Annotated in this window: 22 protein-coding genes and 1 pseudogene; 10 read left to right on the top strand and 13 right to left on the bottom strand. The window is 70.1% G+C overall.

The annotated features are described in order from the left end of the window. Positions 1-82 precede the first annotated feature (82 nt). Together ABZW96_RS26700 and ABZW96_RS26695 are read right to left on the bottom strand one after the other, a co-directional pair. Complete coding sequence (locus tag ABZW96_RS26700) at positions 83-865, bottom strand: TrmO family methyltransferase (RefSeq protein WP_355078370.1); 783 nt, start codon at positions 863-865, stop codon at positions 83-85. A gap of 15 nt (positions 866-880) precedes the next feature. After that, the gene (locus tag ABZW96_RS26695) at positions 881-1,801 is read right to left on the bottom strand and encodes a tetratricopeptide repeat protein (protein ID WP_355078369.1); all 921 of its coding nucleotides are present in this window, start codon (positions 1,799-1,801) and stop codon (positions 881-883) included. A gap of 108 nt (positions 1,802-1,909) precedes the next feature. Here ABZW96_RS26695 and ABZW96_RS26690 point away from each other — a divergent pair, with 108 nt between their 5' ends. The 6 genes from ABZW96_RS26690 to ABZW96_RS26665 are packed head-to-tail and all read left to right on the top strand — an operon-like array spanning position 1,910 to position 7,407. Beyond that, on the top strand, positions 1,910-2,494 hold the full coding sequence (locus ABZW96_RS26690) for a biotin transporter BioY (protein ID WP_355078368.1): 585 nt from the start codon (positions 1,910-1,912) through the stop codon (positions 2,492-2,494). Further along, positions 2,487-3,608 carry an AMP-binding protein gene (locus tag ABZW96_RS26685; RefSeq protein WP_355078367.1) on the top strand — a complete coding sequence of 374 codons (1,122 nt, stop codon included), beginning with the start codon at positions 2,487-2,489 and terminating at the stop codon, positions 3,606-3,608. The genes ABZW96_RS26690 and ABZW96_RS26685 overlap by 8 nt, the downstream gene beginning before the upstream one ends. Further along, on the top strand, positions 3,605-4,732 hold the full coding sequence (locus ABZW96_RS26680; protein ID WP_355078366.1) for a thiolase family protein: 1,128 nt from the start codon (positions 3,605-3,607) through the stop codon (positions 4,730-4,732). The genes ABZW96_RS26685 and ABZW96_RS26680 overlap by 4 nt, the downstream gene beginning before the upstream one ends. Further along, positions 4,729-5,409, top strand: a complete 681-nt coding sequence (locus ABZW96_RS26675) for an ABC transporter ATP-binding protein (protein WP_355078365.1) — start codon at positions 4,729-4,731, stop codon at positions 5,407-5,409. Before ABZW96_RS26680 ends, ABZW96_RS26675 begins: the two co-directional genes overlap by 4 nt. Further along, a complete protein-coding gene (locus tag ABZW96_RS26670; protein ID WP_355078364.1) occupies positions 5,406-6,008 on the top strand; it encodes an energy-coupling factor transporter transmembrane protein EcfT in 603 nt (200 codons plus the stop codon). The genes ABZW96_RS26675 and ABZW96_RS26670 overlap by 4 nt, the downstream gene beginning before the upstream one ends. Next, positions 6,001-7,407 (top strand): AMP-binding protein, encoded by a 1,407-nt coding sequence (locus tag ABZW96_RS26665; RefSeq protein WP_355078363.1) that lies wholly within the window; start codon positions 6,001-6,003, stop codon positions 7,405-7,407. The genes ABZW96_RS26670 and ABZW96_RS26665 overlap by 8 nt, the downstream gene beginning before the upstream one ends. 185 nt (positions 7,408-7,592) lie before the next feature. Here ABZW96_RS26665 and ABZW96_RS26660 read toward each other — a convergent pair whose 3' ends face one another. The 3 genes from ABZW96_RS26660 to ABZW96_RS26650 all read right to left on the bottom strand — a co-directional run bounded on the left by ABZW96_RS26660 (position 7,593) and on the right by ABZW96_RS26650 (position 11,936). Continuing rightward, entirely contained in the window at positions 7,593-8,972 is a 1,380-nt protein-coding gene (locus tag ABZW96_RS26660; RefSeq protein ID WP_355078362.1) for a DUF5933 domain-containing protein, read from the bottom strand. 153 nt (positions 8,973-9,125) lie between these two features. Continuing rightward, positions 9,126-10,496, bottom strand: a complete 1,371-nt coding sequence (locus tag ABZW96_RS26655) for an amidase family protein (RefSeq protein WP_355078361.1) — start codon at positions 10,494-10,496, stop codon at positions 9,126-9,128. Positions 10,497-10,715: 219 nt separating this feature from the next. After that, positions 10,716-11,936: a helix-turn-helix domain-containing protein gene (locus ABZW96_RS26650; RefSeq protein WP_355078360.1), complete on the bottom strand. Its 1,221-nt coding sequence runs from the start codon at positions 11,934-11,936 to the stop codon at positions 10,716-10,718. A 396-nt stretch (positions 11,937-12,332) separates the two neighbouring features. On the opposite strand from ABZW96_RS26650, the gene ABZW96_RS26645 reads away from it, so the two are divergent. Beyond that, positions 12,333-12,809, top strand: a complete 477-nt coding sequence (locus tag ABZW96_RS26645; RefSeq protein ID WP_355078359.1) for an HAD-IIIC family phosphatase — start codon at positions 12,333-12,335, stop codon at positions 12,807-12,809. A 150-nt stretch (positions 12,810-12,959) separates the two neighbouring features. Further along, the gene (locus ABZW96_RS26640) at positions 12,960-13,961 is read left to right on the top strand and encodes a helix-turn-helix domain-containing protein (protein WP_355078358.1); all 1,002 of its coding nucleotides are present in this window, start codon (positions 12,960-12,962) and stop codon (positions 13,959-13,961) included. Here the strand turns inward: ABZW96_RS26640 and ABZW96_RS26635 are convergent. After that, positions 13,926-14,804, bottom strand: coding sequence for a sigma-70 family RNA polymerase sigma factor (locus tag ABZW96_RS26635; protein WP_355078357.1), 879 nt, complete (start codon positions 14,802-14,804; stop codon positions 13,926-13,928). The genes ABZW96_RS26640 and ABZW96_RS26635 overlap by 36 nt on opposite strands. Positions 14,805-14,909: 105 nt before the next feature. Between ABZW96_RS26635 and ABZW96_RS26630 the strand changes: the two genes are divergently transcribed. Then, complete coding sequence (locus tag ABZW96_RS26630; RefSeq protein WP_355078356.1) at positions 14,910-15,257, top strand: DoxX family protein; 348 nt, start codon at positions 14,910-14,912, stop codon at positions 15,255-15,257. A 12-nt stretch (positions 15,258-15,269) separates the two neighbouring features. Here the strand turns inward: ABZW96_RS26630 and ABZW96_RS26625 are convergent, their stop codons facing one another. From ABZW96_RS26625 to ABZW96_RS26595, 7 genes are all read right to left on the bottom strand, one after another. Next, positions 15,270-16,856 carry a GMC family oxidoreductase N-terminal domain-containing protein gene (locus tag ABZW96_RS26625; protein WP_355078355.1) on the bottom strand — a complete coding sequence of 529 codons (1,587 nt, stop codon included), beginning with the start codon at positions 16,854-16,856 and terminating at the stop codon, positions 15,270-15,272. 105 nt (positions 16,857-16,961) lie between these two features. Then, the gene (locus ABZW96_RS26620) at positions 16,962-17,540 is read right to left on the bottom strand and encodes a TetR family transcriptional regulator (protein WP_039797950.1); all 579 of its coding nucleotides are present in this window, start codon (positions 17,538-17,540) and stop codon (positions 16,962-16,964) included. A gap of 33 nt (positions 17,541-17,573) precedes the next feature. After that, a complete protein-coding gene (locus tag ABZW96_RS26615; protein WP_355078354.1) occupies positions 17,574-19,043 on the bottom strand; it encodes an FAD-dependent oxidoreductase in 1,470 nt (489 codons plus the stop codon). A gap of 14 nt (positions 19,044-19,057) precedes the next feature. Further along, entirely contained in the window at positions 19,058-19,462 is a 405-nt protein-coding gene (locus ABZW96_RS26610; protein ID WP_355078353.1) for a carboxymuconolactone decarboxylase family protein, read from the bottom strand. Continuing rightward, positions 19,459-20,337 (bottom strand): NAD(P)-dependent oxidoreductase, encoded by an 879-nt coding sequence (locus ABZW96_RS26605; RefSeq protein ID WP_355078352.1) that lies wholly within the window; start codon positions 20,335-20,337, stop codon positions 19,459-19,461. The genes ABZW96_RS26610 and ABZW96_RS26605 overlap by 4 nt, the downstream gene beginning before the upstream one ends. Further along, positions 20,334-21,086, bottom strand: a complete 753-nt coding sequence (locus ABZW96_RS26600; protein WP_355078351.1) for an SDR family oxidoreductase — start codon at positions 21,084-21,086, stop codon at positions 20,334-20,336. The genes ABZW96_RS26605 and ABZW96_RS26600 overlap by 4 nt, the downstream gene beginning before the upstream one ends. A gap of 33 nt (positions 21,087-21,119) precedes the next feature. Next, positions 21,120-22,586: an aldehyde dehydrogenase gene (locus ABZW96_RS26595; protein ID WP_355078350.1), complete on the bottom strand. Its 1,467-nt coding sequence runs from the start codon at positions 22,584-22,586 to the stop codon at positions 21,120-21,122. Positions 22,587-22,884: 298 nt separating this feature from the next. On the opposite strand from ABZW96_RS26595, the pseudogene ABZW96_RS26590 reads away from it, so the two are divergent. Beyond that, positions 22,885-23,443, top strand: a pseudogene (locus ABZW96_RS26590) (cytochrome P450); the annotation flags it as partial.

The raw sequence follows: 23,443 nt of genomic DNA, 5'->3' as shown, positions 1-23,443 counted from the left end.
ATGGCGTGTCGCCCGCGTGTCCGGAGAATTCATTCGGCCGAATGTCGTTCGTTCGCCCGACTGCCGATCGGCGCCGGATATGTTATTGCGGGTACTGGGTGATGGCCCACTCCGAGCCGGTCCTGCGTGCGGAAAGTCTGCGCGTGGGTTCCACGAATTCGACGACCGGTTCGTCGGTGTCCGACAGTGTCACGCCCAGCCGGCCGTTGCCGAAGGTCGCGCCGGTGAGGCCTTGCACACAGTCCACGAGATGGCCGTCGGCCCGGATATGGACCCGGAGCGCGGGATTTCCCAGCCACAAGTCGTGGTTCTGCACCAAAGTGGCCGCCAGCGCGCCGGTTTGGCCGACGCGAGCGCAGCGCTCGCCGTGGAAATTGTAGGCGGGGCGGGCCAGCACGGCGGCCAGTGTCCGGTGGTCGAGCTGCCGTTCGACGAACCGGCGATCCAGCCGCCGCGTGGACGGCACGCACTCCCAGCGCCAGTTGTACCTCTTGATGTCGAGCACCGGTGAGTTGTCCACGAAATCCAGCCACTCGAAAGAGATTTCGGTGCCTCGGATGTCGAGCACCCGGCTCAGGGTCATGCCCAACAGGTTGGGCCGGCACGACGACCGGATCGAGAAGGCGCCCTGCGCGTGGCGCGTGCCCGGGCTGCCCGTCAGCACCTCGGGATCGGCCAGATGGAATACCGCGAGCACGTAGAGGTGATCACCCGGCTCGATTCCGTCCAGCGCGGCCAGATACCGTTCGTCCAGCACCACCCGGGACGGAAGCCCCTCGGAGGGAACGTCATCGATCGTCGGCGCGCCGCAGCGCACCACGCCGATCGGGGCGAAAGCGGGCAGGGTCGGGGCAACCGGGGTCATGCTGTACTCCTGGGATCAGTGGAATTCGGACGCACCGGCGGGCAGCCGCGCGTATTCGCGGCGGATCAGATCGGCGATCACCGCGTCGGCGCGACCGAGCAGCGGCACGGCGAGCGTGCTGCCATCGGAGAAGGGCCACCGGGCGCGGGTCCCCTTCGCTACCGCTGCCACCCGCTCCAGCAGCGCGGCAGCTCCGTCGAGGTCACCTCGGGCGGTTCTGCACCGCGCGATGTTCACCGCGAAGTGCAGCTGCTTACCGGTGAGATAGCGGTGGCCGTATTCCGAGCCCAGTCTGTGACAGGTGTCCAGCGCGGCGCGTAACCGGCGCTCGGCGGTGTCGTGGTCGCCGTCGTGGAATCGCAGCAGGGCGAGCACGGGCAACGCCTCGGCGCGAACGACGGCGGTCAGTTCCCGATCCGGTCGCGGCAGGTGCGCGCCGATCTCGTCCATTGTGGCCGTGGCCGCCGCGAGCCGGCCGCACTTGGCATCGGCGGCGGCGAGCTGGGAGTGTTCGATCAGTACGCGAGCGGTGACGATAGCGGCGAAGGCGTGCCGTGCCGACAGAACCTCCAGCTGTGCGCGGACCGCGCGGTAGTGGGCGGTGGACGCGGGCGCGGAGATCGTCGGCCCGAACGGAGCGATGCCCTCGAGCCGCAGCATGTGCCGCCGCACGCCGACGTCCAGGATCTCGAGCTGCCTGCGGGTCGGCGTCGGTGCGGACGTGGCGGATTCGTCGGCGCGAAGATAGGCCGCGATGCCGTCGCTGACCGCCGTCGTCGCGTGCGCGCGCAGGTCGTCGGCGCTCGGTACCGCCTCGGGACGCCGCGGTCGCGAATCGGTGTCGATCGATGCCTCCGGAACGAGTTGCTGTCCTCGCCGGGAAGCGGCTGCGGGCCCGGCTTTCCGGTCATCGGATGAGTTTGGCCGCGCGGGCACGAAAAATCTGTCCGACGATCGGAGGACAGATCACACCGAGCTCGGTGCGCGCCGCCGTACTCGGTTTGCTACCTTGAACGTCGTTCAAGTTCTAGGCGGAGGGTTGTCGTGGAGGGTGTCGAGAACTCTCGGGAGCCGAGGGCCGGTGTTTCCGCGCGGGATATGGCGCAGATCGCCGTCTTCGCGGCGCTGATCGCTGCGCTGGGCCTGCCGGGCGCCATCACCGTCGGGTTCAGCGGTGTGCCGATCACGGTGCAGACCCTCGGCGTGATCCTGGCCGGTGCGGTGCTCGGGGCGCGCAAGGGAACGGCGGCGGTTCTGGTTTTCCTGGCGCTCACGATGATCGGCCTGCCGCTGCTGTCCGGCGGCCGTACCGGCCTGACGGCGCTGGCCGGTCCCAGCGCCGGGTACCTGATCGGCTGGATCCCCGCGGCGCTGTTCATCGGGCTCGGCACCGCCCGCATCCTGCCGAAATACCCGGTCGTGCTCGGTCTGCTGATCAACGCCGTCGGCGGTCTGCTGATCATCTATTTGTTCGGCACCGTTGGCCTGCTGCTGCGCACCGATCTCGGCGTGCGGGCCGCCGTCACCACCAACTTCGCGTTCGTTCCCGGCGACCTGCTCAAAGTCGTCGTCGCGACCGTGGTGGCCAAGGGAGTGCACCGCGCCTATCCCGGTGTGATCCGTGCCTAGTCCCGAACTCGGCGGCGCGGCCGACGCGCCTGCCGTCGACTTCGGTGGCCGCCGCTTCACCTACCGCGAACTCGACCGTGCGATCGAGCGATGGATCGCCGACAACCCGGACGAGCACGTCTACGACGCCTCGGCCCTGCCGGTTCCGGACGCGCTGATCCGCGTCTGCGCCGCGGCCCGGCGCGGCATCCCGGTCTTCGTCGAGAATCCCGCCGCGCGCCCGCACCGTACCGGCATCCCGGCTGGGGCGTTCCTGCTGGTGGCGACCTCGGGCTCGACCGGCCGTCCCCGGCCGCTGGCGCGCACGGCCGCCTCCTGGTGCGACAGCTTCCCCGCGTTCACCGCGATCACCGGTGTGGGGGCGTCCGACCGCGTGCTGATCACCGGTCCGCTGCACGCGACCATGCATCTGTTCGGTGCGTTGCACGCGTTGTGGCGCGGCGCGTGCGTCACCGACGACCGGTCGCGAGCCACCGTGGTGCACGCGGTGCCCGCCGTACTGCGTGAGGTGGTGGCTGCCTGCCCGCGCCTGCGCACCGCGATCGTCGCGGGCATCGCGCTCGACGACGGTGCGCTGGCGGCGGCCGGCCGCGTGGATGTCGTCGAGTACTACGGGTCCTCGGAGGTCTCGCTGGTGGCGGCGCGCCGTATTCCCGAGCCGATGCGGCTGCTCGACGGGGTCGAGGCCGAGGTGCGCGACGGACTGCTCTACGTCCGATCGCCCTACCGCGTGCTCGGCGCGCCCGACTGGTTCGGCGTCGGTGACCTCGCCGAACTGGGCGACGACCGTGAGCTGACCGTGCTGGGCCGGGGCGACTGCGCGATCAACGTCGGCGGCACCGTGGTGGTCGCCGAAGAGGTGGAGCGCGTTCTCGAAGCGCTCGACGGCGTCGCCGCGGTGGCGGTGATCGGCTCGCCGCACGCGGTGTTCGGGGAAACCGTCACGGCCGCGGTGCAGTTGGACGGACGCGCCGGGCTCGACGAGGTGCGGTCGCGAGCACGCCGCGTGCTGGCGAAGGAGGCGATGCCGCGCCGGTGGGTGCCGCTGCCCGCATTGCCGCGCACCGCCGCAGGGAAGGTGGCCAGGGGCGAACTGAAAGACTTGCTGGCATGAGCCCGGTTCCCGTCCTGGTAGCGCCGCGCCGCACGCCGATCGGCAACGCGGGCCACGGATTGTCCGATCTGACCACCACCGATCTGGCCGCTCCCGTGCTGCGCGAGGTGCTGACATCGCTGCGCGGCGCGGGCATCGACGCCGACGTGGACGACGTGGTTCTCGGCAACTGCCTCGGGCCCGGCGGTGATCCCGCCCGGGTCGCCGCCTTGCGTGCTGGGCTGGGCGTGCATGTTCCGGGCGTCACCGTCGATCGGCAGTGCGGTTCGGGCCTCGACGCGGTGATGCAGGCGGCGTTGCGGGTGCGCAGCGGCGCGGACGAACTTCTCCTGGCCGGCGGGGCCGAATCGGCCAGCACCGCCCCGTGGCGGTTCTGGCCGCCCGCGGCGGACGCCGAGCCGGTGCGATACACCCGCGCCCCCTTCGCGCCACCGGGCTTTCCCGATCCGGACATGGGTGCGGCCGCCGACGATCTCGCGCGAGCGCGCGGCATCAGCCGGGAGCGGCAGGACGCCTACGCGGCCCGCTCGCACACGCTCGCCGCGGCCGCCGACTTCACCGCGGAGATCGTGCCGGTCGGCGGCGTGCACCGGGACGAACGCATCCGGGCGGGAATGACCGCGGCCCGGCTCGCGCGCCTGCGTCCCAGCTTCGGCGTCGACGGCACCGCCACCGCGGGCAATTCCTGCGGCATCTCCGACGGGGCGGCGGCCATGGCGGTCACCACCGAGGCGATGGCCGCCGGGCTGCCCGCTCTGCGGATCCTCGGCTGCGCGGTCGCCGGATCAGACCCGGCGTACCCGGGCCTCGGTCCGGTACCCGCGATCCGAAAACTGCTGCGTCGGACCGGTTTCGATGTAGCGGACCTCGGCGTCGTCGAGATCACCGAAGCCTTCGCGTCGGTGGTCCTTGCGGTCGCCGACGAACTGGGCCTGGACGAGTCCACGATCTGCCCGCAGGGCGGCGCCATCGCGATGGGACACCCGTGGGGAGCGTCCGGGGCCATCCTGCTGGTGCGCCTGGCGAGTCAGATGCTGCGTGCGGACGGCCCGGCGCTCGGTCTCGCGGCTTGCGCCATCGGCGGCGGGCAGGGGATCGCGGTCCTGGTGGAGCGAGTGTCGTGAGCGAGATCGTCTTCGACTCGGTGAGTCACCGCTTCGGCGAGCGAAAGGTGCTGCGCGACATCGACCTGCGGATCACCGAGCGCCGCGTGGGCGTCATCGGGTCGAACGGTTCCGGCAAGTCGACGCTGGCGCGCATGATCAACGGCCTGCTGACGCCGAGTTCCGGCACGGTCACGGTGGACGGTGTCGACGCGGCCCGCAAGGGCGCGCAGGTGCGACGGAAGGTGGGGTTCGTCTTCACCGATCCCGACACTCAGATCGTCATGCCCACGGTCGCCGAGGATCTCGCCTTCTCACTGCGCCGGACCGGGCTGAGCAAGCAGGAGATCGCGGCGCGCGTGCGGGAGATCCTGGAACGATTCGGGCTCGCCGGTCACGCCGAGCACCCCGCCCACTTGTTGTCCGGCGGCCAGAAACAGCTGCTCGCCCTCGGCGCGGTCCTGATCCGGCGACCGGAGGTGATCGTCGCCGACGAGCCGACCACTCTGCTGGACCTGCGCAACGCCAGGGTCGTCGCCGACGCGCTGGACGCGGTGGATCAGCAGGTGATCGTCGTGACGCATCAGCTGTCGCTGCTGGAGAGCTTCGAACGCGTCATCGTGATCGACGACGGGGCGGTGGTGTTCGACGGAACGCCCGGCGACGCCCTCGCGGCATACCGGGCGTCGGTCGAATGATCGGCCTGTACCGTCCGGGCGATTCGCCACTGCACCGGATACCCGCCGGGGTGAAGCTGGTGCTGCTGCTGGCGTCGATCGTGGCGACCACGGTATTCGTGCGCACTCCACCGCAGGTGCTGGTCACCGGGGCGGTGGTGGCGGGACTGTTCGCGGTAGCCGGGATTCCGTGGCGGGTCGCTGTGGCCCAACTGCGTCCGCTGGTGTGGATGCTGTTGATCATCGCGGTTTTTCAGGTGCTGATCACTTCGCCCGCGCGGGCCGCGGTGGTGTGCGGCTTGCTGGTGGTCTCGGTGGCGCTCGCGGCGCTGTTCACCCTCACCACCCGGGTGAGCGACCTGCTCGACGCCGTGACCCGGTGGCTCGGACCGCTGCGGCGGGTGGGTGTCGATCCCGAGCGGATCGGTCTGCTGCTGGCGCTGGCCATCCGGTGTGTCCCGCTGTTGGCGGGGATCGTGCACGACGTCGCCGAGGCCCGGCGCGCTCGCGGCCTGGAATGGTCGATGACGGCGCTGGTCACGCCGGTGCTGGTGCGCGCGCTGCGGACGGCCGACGCGATGGGCGACGCCCTCGCCGCCAGGGGAGTGGACGATGACTGAACTGCTCGCCGCGCGGATCGCTCGGCAGGCTGCGGCGAATCCCGCGGCGACCGCCGTGGTCTCGGGACGCGAGGTGGTCGACTACGAGCGGTTCTGGTCGAAGGTCCTGCGCACCGCCGCCGGGCTCGACGGCATGCGCCGGGTGGCCGTGCTGCCCACGTCCGATGTCGAATCCCTGGTGACGGTGACCGCGGCGATGCACGCCGGGGTGAGCGTCGTCCTGCTGCACCGCCATCTGCTGCCCGATCAGTTCGGCCGTGTCCTCGCGCTGGCCGAGCCGGGAGCCGTCGTCGCGGCGCCGCACCAGCACCGGCGGTTGCGGCGGCTGGGATTCGACGGCGTCGTACGGACCGCCGCCGCGTTGGCATCCGATGCTCCGGCGGCCGGGGCGCGACCGGAGGCCGAACTGTTGGTGGGCATCACCTCCGGCACCACCGGTGAGCCGAAGCTCTTCGTGCGCGATCAGCGGTCGTGGGCCGCCACGCTGGATCGCTCCGATGCCACCTTCGACATCGGCGCCGGAGACCGGGTCTCGGTGCCCGGCGTGCTGGACCACACGCATTTCCTCTACGGCGCGTTGCACGCCTTGACTCGCGGCGCGACGGTGGACCTGCGACCGGTGGTCGACGCACTGAACGACGGTGCGACCCAGCTGTATTCGGTGCCGACGATCGCGTGGGACGTGGTGCGGGCGGGAATCGGCCAGGTCGGCGGCGTCCGGGAGGTGCTGTCCTCGGCGGCCCGGTGGCCGCTGGCGGGACGGCGAGCGTTGCGGGAGGTCCTGCCGAACGCCTCGCTCGTCCACTTCTACGGTGCGTCCGAGCTGAGTTTCGTGTCCTACGACCGTGGGCTCGGCAGTGCCGACGAGAAGTCGGCGGGCGAACTGTTCTCCGGTGTCGAGGCGTGCGTCCGTGACGGCCTGGTGTACGTGCGCAGCGACATGCTGTTCGACGGCTACCTCACCGCGGACGGCGTGGCAGGCGGTCCTGTCGACGGCTGGATGACGGTGGGCGACCGGGGCGAGGTGATCGGCAACCGCCTGCGGCTGTTCGGCCGGGACAGCGAGATGTTGATCCGGGCGGGCCTCAACGTGGAACCCGCCGCCGTCGAAGCGGCGCTCACGGCGATACCGGGTGTCGCCGAGGCCGCCTGCATCGGCGTACCCGACGCGCGCATGGGGGAAGCGCCCGCCGCCGCGATCGTGCTCGGCGCGGGCGCACCGGAAGCCGACGAGATCTGGCGGCGGCTGCGCGCGACCTTGCCGAGTCCGAGTATGCCGGTGCGGATTCTGGTCGTGGACCGGCTGCCGCGTACGCCGCGGGGCAAACTGGATCGGGCGGCGCTGGCCTCGACGCTGGCCGCGCACCGCCGTGTCGGCCGCCCTGAGGTCGATCGCTGATCACCGGAGCGCGACAGGACGGTGGTACGCGCTCGTCACCGACCGCGCGGCCCCTCAGCTCCGCCGGGATGTGACCCCTTTCGCCGGGCCACCGAAGCGCAATCCTCTGCGCTTCATGTGACCTTCCCTTGACCGGGACGATGATCGTCGCGGCGCCGTCGACGTGGAAGCCGAGGGCACACAGATCACCGCGACGCGTCTATCCGACGATCGGCGGGCTGATCCACCGCCGGGGCCGGGCTGCTCGATTCCGCCGACGACGTACCGAACCACGTCAGGTAGAACAGGATCGCCAGCGCGCCGAGCGCGCCGAGGATCACGATGCCGGACGGTAGCGGGTGCGTTGCCATCGGCACGGCGAAGAAGCGGATGCACAGCAGCGTGCCGGTGCAGACGCCGACACCCATGGCCACGATCCGGACGCGCTGCTGATCCCAGCCCCGATCCGGCTCGCGCAGCACGGATTCCACCGTCAGGCACAACGCCGCGCCCACGACCAGGTCGATGCCGTAGTGCGCGCCCAGGCCGAGCGTCGCGACAAGCGTGCACACCAGCCAGAACGCCCCGCCCCAGCGCAACCACAGCGGGCCGCGCCGGGAGTGGATGAACAGCGACAGCGCCCAGGCGGTGTGCAGCGACGGCATGCAGTTGCGCGGCGTGATGCCGTCGAAGCGCAGCGCGTCGATCGAGGACGGTACGGCCGGAACGACATCCGGCCAGACGTCGGCGATCTCGAAGCCGAGTCCCTGCGGTCCGTAGGCGAGCACCGGCCCCACCACCGGGAAGACGACGTACCAGATCGGCCCGACGAGGCCGAGGGTCAGGAACGTGCGCACCAGGTAGTGCCGTGGCCACGCGCTGGTCGTGACGCCGCGTAACTGCCAGGCCGCGACCAGGACTGCCGCCAGCGGAAGCTCGAAGTACACCCAGCGCACCACACCCGTCGCCAGCGGTCCCGCCACCTCGAGCGCGTGCCCGACCAGCCAGGACGGGCTGCCGAGGGCGCGATCGGCGACTTGTACATACGGATCGAGGACTGTCGGGCAGGCCCACGCGGTGATGTCCAGCCAGATCTCACTGATCTTCGTCGCCGCGATCAGCAGCGCGCCGAAGGCGATGGTGCGCAACGCCGTGCGGCGTCGTTGTCCGTCCCACCGCACGAACGCGAGCACCGCCAGTGCGGTGAGCACGATGGTCGGGCCGTTGCCGACGGTGAACGGACGCCCCTCGGCCGTCCTGATGAGGACGAACACCAGGTCGACGCCGATCGCCGCGGCGACGGCGCCCAAGCGTGCGCGCGCCGTGATCCCGACCACGGCCAGCAGGAATCCCGCCCACGGTGTGGTCGCCGACTTCGGCGTTCCGGCGTAATCCCGCAGCAGGCTGGTCAGCGGGCCCAGCGCCCCGATGTGCGCGGCCATGAGTTCGCCGCCGATCAGCGCGACCACGATGGCCGCGACACCGCACCACACGACCATCGGCCGGAACCGACGCTCTCGGAGCTCTTCGATACCCACTCGCTCGCCCGGTGGGGTCAAGCTCCCTCGCACGTCGTTCACAAGCACCGGAACATCGTAAACACGGCATTAACGGCATATGTACGCGGAGATGCCCGCGCGCCGGCGGGAGCGCGCCGTCCGGGTCCGGTCAGTGGGAAACGGCCGGCGTCGACGCTTTTCGGGGACCGTGGTGCCGACGCGAGCGGCGGTGACGGTCCGCTACGGGATCGACGCGTCGGCCAGCGGAGCGTGCCGCTGCCACGGACGGATCTGCTCCAGCTGTGCGGCGACCGCCAGCAACGTGGTTTCGCCGCCGGGCGCCGCGGCGAGCTGCACACCGATGGGCAGTCCGGTGTCGGACTGCCCGGCGGGAACGGAGATCGCCGGGTAACGGACCGTGTTGAACGGCGGCGTGAAGGGAATGAAGCGGGATACGTCGAGCAGGGTGCCCGGAAATCCCTTCCCGGCGAAGGTTCCGACCGGAACCGGCGGGGTCGCCAGGGTGGGCGTGAGCAGAAGATCGTGCTCGGTGAACCACGCGGCGAATCGTTCGGACTGCCGTGCCGGGGGAGCGTCGGGTACACGACGCATCCGGCCGATCACGCGTCCGGCCCGGGCCACCTTGCGGGTCAGCGGTTCCAAAAGGTCCGCGCTCAGGTCGGTGGTGTCCTCGGCGACGCCGGCGAAGTAGCGGGCGAGGAAACCGAGCGCGTCCTGTGGTCGCCACGGCGGAGCCACCTCGGTGACGGTGTGGCCCGCCGCACGCAGCGCTTCGGCCGCCGCCAGCATGGCAGTGCGCACCTGCGGGTCGACGGAGGCTCCGAGAACCGGTGGCCGAGCGGTCATGCCGATTCGCAGGGCCTGCTGGGGTGCGGCCGGTGCCAAGTAGCGGTCGTCGGCCGTGAGCACCGCCAGCAGCAAGGCCGCGTCGGACACCGTGGTGGCCAGCGGTCCGAACGTCGACAGGCCGAGCCAATTGGAGCCGAGTTCGGGAGGCCGCGCGATCACGCCGTCGCCTGGCTTCAGGCCCACGACCCCGCAACAGGACGAGGGGATGCGGATCGAACCGCCGCCGTCGGAACCGATTGCGAGCGCGGTCATTCCAGCGGCGACCGCCGCGGCGCCGCCGCCGGTGGATCCGCCCGGAGTGTGCGTGAGCAGCCACGGGTTGCGGGTGATGCCGTGCGCGACGCTCTCGGTGACCGGCCACTGACACAGCTCGGGCACATTGGTCTTGCCGATCAGCAGCGCGCCCGCGGCACGCAACCTGCGGACCAGCTCACTGTCGGACTCGGCCGCGGTCTGCCGCGCCGCGCGCGAACCGTGGCCGGTCACGCACCCGGCGAGGTCGAGATTGTCCTTCACCGCCACCGGAACTCCGGCGAGCGGGAGGTCGGCGAGATCGCTACGGGTGGCCAGGGCGCGGGCTTCGCGGCGCACCTGCTCGTGGCGCACGATGCGGAAGGCGTTGATCCGTGTATCCAGTGCCGCGATGCGGGCAAAATGCTCGTCGGCCACCTCCAGCGGGGATACCTCCCGGCTCCGGACTCCCGCCGCGATTTCTCCCGCCGACGCGCCCACCCATGTCATCGCAACCTCCTGATACCTCTGGTTGCGACGACCCGGGCTGTGCCGCCACCGGCCTTCGTAACTCGTGGCTCACGGTAATCGTCGATCTGTGACACCACAATGACCAGCGCCTTGTCGTTCCCGCGCATGGGAACGGGCGGCGGGGCGAGTGATCCACGCGGGGTCGTCGCGGTCCGCCGCCGGCCGCGGACGGCGACGACCCGTGAACGCGTCGAGCGGTCAGGTCGTGCGATACGTGCGGGCGACGAGTGCCGAGCGCAAATACCACAGACCCGACGGCTGCGACGGGTCGAATCCGGTGAGCTGTCCGATCCGTTTGAGCCGGTAGTCGACGGTGTTGGTGTGCACGTGCAGCACGCGAGCCGTGCGCTGCCGGTTGAGGTTGTTGGCGATGTGCCGTTGCAGCGTCTCCAGCAGTTCCGGGTGCGCGTCCAGCGGATCCAGCAGCGAGCCGAGGTACTCGCGGCCGGGCCCAGGTCTGGTCAGCTGATATTCCAGCGCCAGCTCGTCGAAGCGGTACAGCCCGGCCACCGCCTGCAATCGCTGCACCATGTCGAGCAGTTCGTGCGCCTGGTCGGCGGCGGTGGGAATCTTCTCGGGGGTGGCCTCGACCATGGTCGCGGTGACGCCCACCTGCGCGGCGTGCGACAGCTCGGTGACCAGGGCGTCGAGTTGCTCGTTGTTCAAGCGGCCCGACGGGATGAGCACCGTGCCGCCGTCCACGCTCAGCAGCGACAGCGCGGCCTCGCCGCAGCGCGTTGCCAGCTCGGCCTGGACCCGCCGCAGTTTCCTGCGGGCGACGACCTTGCCGTCGACCATCGGATTGCGTTCCTCGCGGTGCGGCGGAATCGCCACGGCCAGAACGGCGTACGAGGAGGCGATGGCGATGCCGCATTCGCGCGCCATGGTGGAGGTGCTGTGCCCGCCGAGCAACGCGGAGGTCAGCGTGTGCACGGCGGTGTGGTGCTCGCTGACCACCGCGCGCAGCTCGCGGACGTAGGCCATGGAGACCGCCGAGTTGATCATGTCGAGCATCTCGACCACCATCTTGGCGCCGTCGACGAGGTCGTCGTAGTCCTTCATCGTCGCGTCGGACACCACCAGCTCCAGGCCCATCTTGAAGCCTTCGTGGATCGAGTGGTGGATGGTGTCGATCGGTACTCCCTCCCGCGCCCATCCCGCGGCGGCGTCGCCGAGCCGCTGGAGTTTCTCCGGGAGGTCTTTACCGTCGAGCATGCTCACCGCCAGCTCCAGGCAGACCCGGGTGATGGTGGTGACGTCGCCTGCGATGGCGTCACCCGGTAGGGTTCCGCACGGGATGACGTTCTCGACGAAGTGGCCGACCATCTGACGCGATAGCCCGCGAACGTCTTTCAGTGGCGACGACATCGGCTTTCCCGACAGGGTCAGGCTCGGCCGGGCCGAACTGTCGACGGACATTGGCGACTCCCTTCCGCCCACGATTGCTGTGCAGCGCATTCACACTAATCTGTTGATCTCTTTCGCGGACCCGATCGACGGGTTCTGTGAGAGCGAGTGAGACCGTCCGGCAGGGAGTTGTGAGCGGTCACAGCAGCTGGACGTGCGACCGATTTCCGGTGACCACCTGCCCATTTCCAGCTCGGCCCACCGGCTCGTCGCCGGGTGCGGAGCGCAGCCGGTTCGGTCGTTGCCGCGAGGCGCGGCCGACATGCCGGTAGGATCACCCGCGCCGGTCATGGCCATGTAACCAGGGTCTTGTCCGGCACGTGTCGTGTCCTGGATGGTGTGCAGTGCCCATCTGTCGCGCACGCCACGGCGGAAAGGCAGTGATGACGCAACGATAGGGGCAGGGCGATGACACCGGCTCTGAGATGTCTTGTCTGGGAAGTGGACAACACCTTGTGGGACGGTGCCGTGTGCGACGCGACCGTCGGCGCGTTGCGGCCCGCCGCGCTGCGCACCCTGCGCGTGCTCAGCGAACGCGGGATCTGGCACGCCGTGGCCAGTCGCGGCGAGCGTGAGTGGACGCTGGACAAGCTGTACCGGCACGGCGTCTACGAGATGTTCTCGGCCGTCGAGATCGGCTGGGGCCCCAAATCTTCGGCGATCGTCCGAATCGCGCGCACGCTCGGCCTCGGACTCGACACCATCGGCTTCATCGACCACGAGCCGGTGGAGCGCGCGGAGGTGGCCCGTGCGCTTCCCGCCGTGCGGTGTTATGCCGCCCGGAATGCCGACGTCCTGCCGGTGCTGCCCGATTTCCGGCCCGTCTTGCGCACCGGGCCCGCGCCGACGCCGCCGCTCGGATTCGCCCGGGTGCCCGTGCGCTGAGTGCGTAACGCACGGCGCGCCGACGGAATCCGGCGGTCGAGCCGTCCGCTGCGGCTCGGACTTCCCAGCGTCGCGAGGTTCGCGCGGCAGCCGTATCGTTCTGGCCGGCACTACGATATGCGGTGGATCCAGCGGCGATAGGTTCTCACCATGAAGTGCTACGGCGTGACCGCCAACGACGCCCAATCGTGGACCGCGATCGCCAACGGTTTCGTTCCGATGGACTACCGGTACGGCGATCCCGAACGGTGGTACTCGGGCATGACGGTGCAGGAATCGGCCGCCTACCGGTTGTTGCGCTGGGAGCAGCGCGGAACGAGTACCTCCTATCGCACCCGGACCAACATCCGCCACGGTCCGTGCGACGACTTCTATTGGGTGGTCATCCCCGAACGGGGCGTGTACTCGGTGCGCTATCGCGGCGAGGAGACGCGGGCGCGGGCGGATCAGGCCGCGGTGACCGCACTCGACGATCTGTGCCAGATCCATATCCCGCTCTTGTCCGCCTTCGCCATCCAGCTGCCCCGGGCCGAACTCGATCATCGCGCGGGACCGCTCGCCGAACGCGGCATGACGATCGACCTGAACTCCGGACTCGGCCGGATCACCCAGGCCATGATCCGCAGCACCCACGCCGAGCAGTCGAACCTCTCCGACCACGAGTTCAACGCGGTGTGTGACCGGATCGCCGAATTGCTGAGCCTGATCTCGCTCGGCGAAACCCATCCGCAGCGCGGTCATCACGCTCAGGTCGTCGCGCAGATCCGGCAGTACGTGCGCGCCAACGTCGGCCGGGACGACGTCCGCCTGCCCGCGGTGGCGCACGCGCTGGGCTGGTCGCCCCGGCAATTGCGCTCGGTGCTGCAGCAGGTCGGCACCACCTATCGCGACGTGCGGCGGGAGGAGGCCCTGCGCGCCGCACGCGATCTGCTGGACGATCCCACCCGGGAGGATCCCATCCGCGAGTTGGCGATTCGCGCCGGATTCACCCCGGCGTGGTTCTCCGCGGCGTTCAAGGCCCGTTTCGGCGAGACGCCGCGAGAATTCCGGCGGCGCCGTGCGGCGGAGCGCGCCGAGCCGGATGCGGCCGGTGCGCTGAAACGAGGCGGATCGAAATCAGCAGGGCAACAGGCTGATCGGGAGCCCGCGTAGCCGGGACGGATCGGCGGTCACCCGGTATCCGGCCACCCGGTCGCCGTGCACCGTGACGGTGAGCGCCAGCAGCAGCCTGCCGCGCGGGGCTACGACGATACCCGGGTGACCTTCCACCAGCGCGAGCGCCGCAACCTGCGAACGCCTCCGCAGCAGCACGGTTTCCGCGGCGACCGACCCCGCGCCGCGCACGGTCGTGGCCACTCCGGCGGGGAGCGCGGCGGCGTCGGCCGTCCGGACCACGTCGGGCGCCAGGACGGACAACAGCCCGTCGAGATCGCCGCTGCGCGCCGCGCGCAGGAACGCCTCGACGACATGCCGCTGCGCGGCGAGCTCCTGGCCCGCCGTGACATCCACGCCCCGCACGCGCTGCCTGGCTCGGCTGGCCAGCTTCTTGGCGGTCGGCGTGGTGCGGCCGACGATCGGCCCGATCTCGTCGAACGGCACCGCGAACAGGTCGTGCAGGACGAACGCGACCCGCTCGTCGGGGCCGAGCCGGTCCAGCACCACCAGCAACGCCCGGCCGACCGACTCGATCAGGACCGCCTCGCGCTCCGGCTCGTTCTCCTCGGCGCCGCTGTCGAGCCGCGGCGGGTGGTCGAGCGGTTCCTCGCGCCGCGCCGCCCTGCCACGCAGCATGTCCAGGCAGATCCGGGACACGACGGTGGTGAGCCAGCCCGGGAGGTTGCGCACGTCATCGACGTCGTGGCGGGCCAGCCGCAACCAGGTCTCCTGCACCGCGTCGTCGGCCTCGCTCGGTGAGCCGAGCATGCGGTAGGCGACCGCGTGCAGATGGTCGCGCTGCACCTCGAATTCCCGCGCCAAGCCGTCTTCGGTGGGCATCGGTCACCTTTCCGCTCCGTGGTCCGTCATCGGGATGACGGATTCGACAGCTCACAGGTGACCGTCGTCCGGACCGGGCGCGGCACCTGAGGAAAGGGTATTGCCATGGACATCGCCTACGTCGTCGCCACGGTGCTCGCGGCCGCGGCCGCCTTGCTCGCGGCCTGCATCGATGTGGTCCGCGCCGAGTGGGTGCGGATGAACATGCGCGCCTACGGAATCCCGGATTCGTGGCTGACGCCCCTGGCCGTGGTCAAGGCGCTCGGCGGGGCCGGACTGCTGGCCGGTCCGGCGTTTCCGCCGATCGGTGCGGCCGCGGCGGCCGGGTTGGTGCTCTACTTCGTGGGCGCGGTGCTGACCGTGGTCCGGGCGCGGCACTACACACACATCGGATACCCGCTGCCGTATCTCCTGCTGGCCGCCGCCTCGCTCGGACTGTTCGTCGCGTCGTAGGCGAGAGGACCCCTACCCGGCGAGGATGAATGAGGCCGCCTGCTCGCCGATGAACACCGCCGGTGCGTGTGTATGGCCGCGGATGATGAGCGGCATCACCGAGGCGTCGGCGACCCGAAGCCCTTGTACGCCGCGCACTTCCAGCCGCGGGGTGACGACGCTGGCGGTGTCGGTGCCCATGCGGCAGGTGCCGACCGGGTGGTAGAGCGTGTGCGCGTACGAGTTGAGGGTCAGCTCGAGCACGGCTTCCGGTTCCGCCGGCGCCTGCGGCGGGTAGATCAGCGGGCCGAGGACCGCTTTCATCGACGGCTCCGCGGCGATGGCGGCGCACACGCGCAGCCCGGCCATGATGGCGGCGCGGTCCGCGCCCGCGGAGTCGGACAGGTAGCGCGGATCGATCAGGGGCTTGGCGGACGGGTCCGCGTCGGACAAGGCGATCCGGCCTCGGCTCTGCGGGCGCAGCAGCACCGTCGCCAGGATCACGCCGTGTTCGGTCGGGTCCTGCAGTCCCTCGTAGTAGAACGGCGCGGGCGCGAAGACCAGCTCCAGATCGGGGAACTCCAGATCCGTCCTACTGCGGATGAACCCGTACGCCTCGCCGACGTTCGAGGTGAGCATGCCGCGATGCCGGATGAAGTAGTCCAGCAGTTGGCGCGGCTTCTCCGCGTCGAACAGCGAATCCCCCGCGACGCCGTAGCCGATGCCCGCGACCAAGTGGTCCTGCAGATTCGCGCCCACCTCCGGCGCGTGGTGACGCACCTGGATGCCGTGGCGGGCCAGTTCGTCGCGGTCGCCGATACCGGAGAGCATCAGCAGTTGCGGGCTGTTGATCGCGCCGCCGCACAGCACGACCTCGCGCCGCGCGGTCACCGTGTGCGTGACACCGCCCTGGCGGTACTCGACGCCGACGGCGCGCGTGCCGTCGAACAGCACCCGGGTGGCGAGCGCTTCGCTGCGGATCGTGAGGTTCGGACGACGCAAGGCGGGCCGCAGATAAGCGTCCGCGGTACTCCACCGACGGCCCCCGCGCTGGGTGACCATGGTCTCGGTGAACCCGTCCGGCTGCGGCCGGTTGGGCGGCTCCACCTGGTAGCCCGCCTCCTGGACCGCGGCCAGGTAGGCGGCGGTGAGGCCGCGCGGGCTGCGCTGGCGGGAGACGTACAGCGGACCTTCGGTGCCCTCGTCGGGATACTGGGCGTTCTCCACGCGTTCGATGCGCCGGAACTGTTCGACGGCCGCCGCGAAGCCCCACTCCGCACCCGCCAGCAGCGCCCACTCGTCGTAGTCGGCGCGGAAGCCGCGCACCCACATCATGGCGTTCATCGACGACGAGCCGCCGAACATCTTGCCGCGCGGCCAGTAGATCTCGCGGTTCTTCAGCTCCGGCTGCGGCTGCGTGAGGTAGTCCCAGTCCACCTCGGAGCGGAACAGTTTCGCGAACCCGGCGGGGATGTGCGCGAATTTGTTCTTGTCCGGCGGGCCCGCCTCCAGCAGCGCCACCGTGGTGCCCGGATCGGCGCTGAGCCGATTGGCCACCACCGCGCCCGCCGATCCCGAACCGACGACGACGTAGTCCGCGGAAAGCTCACCAGATTGCACTTTTCCCACTCCGATCTGCACCGACTACGGCAAAGATACGAGCAAGCATGCGCCGTGCGGCCCGGTTTGGGGTAACCGGCTCGAAGTCGTCCGGCATTGTCCGCGCTACCGCAGGATCAACAGCGCGGAGGCCTCGATCCGGTCGGCGATCTCGGAGTACGACCCATAGCCCATGCCCGCGCGTACCAGCGCGCCCGCGTAGAGCAATTCCAGCGACTCGACCACGTCCGGGTCCGGGTCCGGACCGAGGGCGCGGATGATGCGCTTGCGGATCTCGGCGCCGATGCGTCCGCGCAGATGCTCGACGTCGGGATCGCGGCCGAGCAGCGCGCTGGTGACCGCGCCGGAGAGCTCCTGCTCGTCGGCCACCAGCATCGCGATGTTCCGCAGTTCGGCGACCACCCGGACGGTCGGGTCCGGGTCCTCGCTGACCGGCGACGGCGAGGCGACCAGCCGCCGCCAGAAGATCTCGGCGACCAGATGCTCCTTCGACGAGAAGTAGGTGTACGCCGTGGCCGTCCCGACCCCGGCGGCCGCGGCGACCATCCGGATGGTCATGCCCGCGAACCCTTCGCGCGCGAGCACTTCCACCGCCGAGCGGGTCAGCTTGTCGACGGTGTCGGCTTGTTTGCCGGAGAGCCTGCGGCGAGTCGCCTCGAGAATGACGGAATCGGGTTCGGACATGTGTCTGGATCCTACTAGGCGGATTGGAACGGTTCAGTTCTTGGCCGCCGCGATACCGGCCCGGCGTCCGTAGAAGCTGCCGTCGCCCAGCGACGCGCCGCTGACGTAACCGCCCGCGCACAGGCCGGAGGTGCACCGGCCCGCCGCGAACAGCCCCTGGATCGGCTCCCCGGAGACGTGCAGCACCCGGGAATCGAGGTCGGTACGCAGTCCGCCGAGGGTGAAACCGGCCGTGAAACCGCGCATGTCGAACGCCGCCACCGATCCGCGCAGCGGGCGCAGCCATTCCGGCTTCTTGCCCAGCAACGGGTCCGCGCCGTTGGCGGCGTGCAGGTTGTAGCACTCCACCGTGGCCTGCAACGCCTGGCCGGGCAGGCCCATCTCGGCTTCCAGCTCGGCGATGGTTTCCGCCACCCAGGTCGGGGGCTGGCGGAAGAACGGCGTCGAGGTCTCGGTGGTCAGCGCCTCCTCGTAGGACGCCTCGTCGATCACCAGGTACGCCTGGTTGTCCTGCTGGATCAGCGTCGCCTGGCCGATCCGGCCGGGATAGGTGTCCTCCTGGATGTAGCGCTGGCCGCGCCCGTTGACCAGGATGCCGCGCGCCAGCAACTGCGGGTCACCGAAGAAGGCCACCTCGGTCGCGTCCATGTGCGCCAGCTGCGCGCCGAGCGCCTGCGCCAGCCGGATGCCGATGCCGTCGTGTTCCTCGATCGCCGCGGCGGGCCTGCCGATCAGTCGTGGCGCGTAGCCTTCGATCATCTCCTTGTGATAGGCGAAGCTGCCGGTGGCCAGCACGACGCCGCGTTCGGCACGGATGGCGACCGGCTTGCCGTAGCGGCGGGCGAGCACGCCGACCACGCGATCGTCGTCGTCGACGATCAGCCGCGCGATCCGCATGTCGTACTCCGCGCGCACGCCCAGCGCTTCCGCGGTGTCGGCCAGCGGTTTCATGAGCATCCAGCCGCCGCCCTTCTCCCCGGTGCGCTTGTCGGCCATCTGCGGAACATGGCCGCGCGGAGCGGGTTTCGCGATCGCGTTGAAGGGCGCGGCGTTCTCGCCGCCGGAGTACATCAGCCCCTCGTCGTGCGGCGGCTCCCACCCCGGCTCGCCCCAGAACGCCTCGCGGAACGGCACGCCGCAGGACACCAGCCAGTCGAAGTGCTCGACGCTGCCGCGGGTGTAGTCGGCGATCTTCGCCTTGTCCACGCCGGGCCCCAGCGCCGCGAGCAGGAAGGTCTCCATGTTCTCGGGGGTGTCCTCGAAACCGAGGGCCTGTTGCAGCGGTGTGCCGCCGCCGAGGTAGATGAATCCGCCCGCCAGGGCGGCGGCGCCACCCCAGCCGCCGGTGCGCTCCAGGACCAGCACGTCCGCGCCGGCGCGGGCGGCCTCGATGGCGGCGCAGACGCCCGCGATGCCGTATCCGGCGATGACGACGTCGGCGCGATGGTCCCAGTTCTCTACTCGGCTGGCGCGCAGGGGGCGGATGGTGGTGGCGTCGGACATGGTCAACGAATCCTTCACTGCTCGGCGGGCGCGGACTGCGCGCGGGCGGCCTTCTTCTGCTGCGCCACAATCGTGCCCACCAGGATGTCGAGTTTGGTGCCGTTCGGCCAACCTACGTAGTGACACAGGAACACCGCGATCTCGTGCAGCTGGTCTTCGGTGAGTTCGCCGTTGCGCAGCGCGGCCCCGACCTGGATGCCGGCGGTGTCGATCGCGCCCTGCGCCGCCAGCGCGCCGAGCAGCAGCAGCCTGCGGTCGCGGATGGTGAGCCCGGGCCGCGACCAGATGTCGGCGAAGAGGTGGTCGGCGGTGACGGCGAAGTGGGCGCCGGGGTATTCCTGGAACTCCGTGCCGTAGACCTCGGCCATCTTGGCCAGCCCGCGCTGCCGCGCGGAGTCGCCGGAACCGTTGTCGCTCATGAGGATTGCCTTTCCGATACGGAGGTGCCGGTCCCGACGCCGAGGCCGGGGCCGAGCCGGTCGAGTGCGAGTTCGGCCAGCGGCAGCGCGGTGCCGAGCCGTTCGCCCAACTCCAGGGCGAGACCGAGATCCTTCTCCCCGAGGTCGCGCACGTGCCGCAGGATCGGCAACCAGAAGTCGCCGTCCTGGATCGGGGCGGTGGTGTCGCGCAGCATGATGGCGCCGGGCCCTCCGGTGACCGCGTCGGAGTGCCGTACCACCTTGCCGAGCGCGGTGAGGTCGAGACCGGCCGCCTCGGCCAGCCGTTGCGCCTCGGTGGCCGCGGTGAAGGAGACGAAGTGCAACAGGTTGCGCGCCAACTTCATGCGCGTGCCCGCGCCGACCGGCCCGGCGTGCACGATCAGGTCGGCGAAGCAGCCGAACGGTTCGCGCACCTGCTCGAACGCCGCCGCGCTGCCGCCGACCATGACCGCGAGCGCGCCGCGGGTCGCGCCGGGTGCGCCGCCGCTGATCGGCGCGTCCACCAGTTCGACGCCGCGCTCGCCGCAGACCGCGCCGAGTTCCTCGGCGGTGCGGTCGCTGATCGTGGAGTGCACGGCGACCACGGTGCCCGGTGCGGCGGCCCGCAGCAGGCCCTCCGGTCCGGTGATCACCTCGCGCACCTGGGCGTCGTTCACCACGGTGATCGAGATGACGGTGGCCTGTCGGGCCAGCTCGGCCGCCGAGGCGACGGAGTCCGCTCCGGCCGCGAGAAACGGCTCGACCGCCTCGCTCCGCATATCGCACACCGTCAGCCCGCCCGGCCACTCCAGCAGGCGCTCGGCCATCGGCGCACCCATGTTGCCGAGGCCGAGGAATCCGATGCGGGCGCTCATGATCGCACGATCTGTCCGCCGTCGACGTTGAAAATCTGCCCGGTGACCCAGCTCGCCTCGTCCGACAGCAGGTACAGGCAGGCGCCGACGAGATCCTGCGGAGTGCCCATCCGCTTGAGCGGCAGGCGTTTGACGATGTCGTCGACGATCACGTCCGGGGTGACCGACCTGGTGGCGTCGGTATCGATCGGACCCGGCGCGATGGCGTTGACGCGGATGTTCGACCCGCCCAGCTCGAAGGCCAATTGCTGGGTCAGGCCGTTGACGCCGGTTTTGGCCAGCCCGTAGAAGCTGGAATACAGCCACGCGGCGGTGGAGGACTGGTTGACGATCGATCCGCTGCGGCGTTCGGACATGTGCGGCCAGACGGCGCGGGTCATGACGAGCGCGCCGTCCATGTTCACGCTCATGAACTTCTTGTAGTAGTCCCACGGCACGGTCAGCAGCAGGTTCAGCTTCATCTCGCCGTAGATGGCGGCGTTGTTCACCAGATGGTCGATGGCGCCGAATTCGGCGACGGTGAAATCGGCGAGCGCGGTAGCGGATTCGGGATCGGACACGTCGACCTGCCCGAACACGGCGGTGCCGCCGTCGGCGACGATCTTCTCGACCACCGCCGCGCCGCCTTCGGCGTTCTTGTCGGCGACGACGACGTTCGCGCCTTCGGCGGCCAGCGCCTGCGCGTAGGCGGCGCCGATGCCCTGCGCGGCGCCGGTGACGATGGCGGATCTTCCCGTGAAACGGGCCATGGACTTCAGCTCCTCTGTGTTGTCCCGCGACGGTCAGGCCGCGGTGGCGATGACTTTCGTCTCGAGGTACTCCTCGAAACCGGCGATGCCCATCTCGCGGCCGAGGCCGGATTGCTTGTAGCCGCCGAAGGGGACGTCGGCGGAGTACCAGATGCCGCCGTTGACGCTCAGCGTCCCGGTCCGCACGCCTTCGGTGACGCGCCGGATGCGTTCGGGGTCGTTGCCCCACACCGAACCGGACAGGCCGTAGGGGGAGTCGTTGGCGATGCGGACGGCGTCCTCGTCGCCGTCGTGCGGGATGATCACCAGCACCGGGCCGAAGATCTCCTCGCGGGCGACGGTCGAGCTGTTGGGGACGTCCGCGATCAACGTCGGTTCGACGAAGAAGCCGCGCTCCCGGTCCGGCCGCCCGCCGCCCACCACGATCCGGCCGCCTTCGGCGCGCGCGATGTCGAGGTAGCGTTCCACCCTGGCGCGCTGTCGCTCGGAGATCAGCGGCCCGCAGACCGTGCGCGGGTCGGCGGGATCGCCCGGCTCGATCCCGCCGAGCGTGGCCGCGGCCGCCTGCACCGCTCGGTCGTAGGCGGCGCGTGGCACCAGCAGCCGGGTGGACAGCGCACACCCCTGTCCCGCATGCACGCACACCGAGAACGCCGCCACCGAGCAGGCCGCCGCGATGTCGGCGTCGTCGAGCACGATGAACGCCGACTTGCCGCCCAGTTCGAGGAACGCCTTCTTCAATGTCGTCGCGGCGCCGGTCATCACGGCGCGGCCGGTGGCCGTCGACCCGGTGAAGCTGATCATGTCGACGCGCGGATCCGCGGTGAGCCGGGCGCCGAGCGTGTGGTCCGCGGAGGTCACGATGTTCACCACACCGGCCGGGATGTCGGTCTCCTCGGCGATGATGGCGCCGACCGCCGCCGCGCACCACGGGGTGTCCGGAGCGGGTTTGAGCACGACGGTGTTCCCCGCGGCGAGCGCCGGGCCGAGTTTGGCGAAGTTGATCTGGTGCGGGAAGTTCCAGGGCGTGATCGCCCCGACCACACCGATCGGTTCGCGGCGCAGTACTCGGCGCGTCTTGATGCCCATGGGCGCGGCCACACCCAGATCGGTTTCCCAGGCGTAGGTCTCGGGGAGCCCGGCCGCGTAACCGAGGTCGGCGACCGGGCCTTCCAGTTGCGGGCCGCTCGTGAGCATCCGCGGTGCGCCGACCTCGGCGATCGTGATCTCGCGCAGTTCTTCGACATGGGATTCCAGCGCGGTGCGCAACTGCGCGAGACAGCGCGCCCGGAAGGCGTGATCGCGCGACCAGTCCGTCTCGTCGAACGCGGTGCGCGCGGCGTCGACGGCCGCGTCGAGGTCGGCCGCGTTCGCGTCGGCGGCGAGGCCGAGGACCTCCTCGGTCGCGGGGTTCACCGTCGCGAAGACACCGTCGGCGCCCTCGACCAGCTTACCGCCGATCAGCAGGCGGGACCCGTCGGCGGGCAGAAGGCTGCTCATGGATTACTCCGATACTGTCTGGACACGTGTTCGGAATATAGTCTTGGAACGTGATCGGTGGCAATAACAGGTTCTAACTCTGCCATTCTCGCCGAGATCCGGGCGTCAGGTTGATCCGACCTGTATCGACTCCCGCCGGTGTTTCGCTCCCAAGCGGAGAAGTGAGCTCTGATCGGATGATTGTCGAGATCGAGTACGCGGTGGTAGTGTCCAGACACATGTCCAGCTATCTGTCTTCGTTTAGGCCGCCATGCGGTGCCGCGTTGCGGAACGTGTTATCGGTTTGGGAGTGTGGGCGATGACGGCTGTGGTGGGGCCGCTGGTGTTCGACCCGTATGACTACGGGTTTCACGAGGATCCGTATCCGGTGTATCGGCGGTTGCGGGTGGAGGCGCCGCTGTATCACAACCCGGATCTGGGATTTTGGGCGTTGTCGCGGCATCCGGATGTGGTGGGGGCGTTTCGTGACAGTGTGCGGTTGTCGAGTGCGAACGGGGTGTCGCTGGATCCGGCGGCGTGGGGTCGGCACGCGCATCGGACCATGTCGTTCCTGGCGATGGATGATCCGCGGCATCTGCGGATGCGGCGGTTGGTGTTCAAGGGGTTCACGCCGAAACGTGTCGCGCAGATGGAGGAGCGGATCCGGGAGTTGACGCTGTCGTATCTGGAGCCCGCGGTGGGCGGTGCCGTCTTCGACTGGATCGATGAGGTCGCGGGCAAGTTGCCGATGGATGTGATCTCCGAGCTGATGGGGGTGCCGGCGGTGGATCGGGTGGAGATTCGCCGGTTGGCGGATCTGGTGGTGCACCGTGAGGACGGTGTGCTGGATATCCCGATGGCGGCTGTCGAGGCTTCGA

Source organism: Nocardia sp. NPDC004168 (genome assembly GCF_040610355.1).
GTDB lineage: Bacteria > Actinomycetota > Actinomycetes > Mycobacteriales > Mycobacteriaceae > Nocardia > Nocardia sichangensis.
Note: the sequence above shows the minus strand (reverse complement) of the source record. Positions and strands in the feature narration are given on the sequence as shown.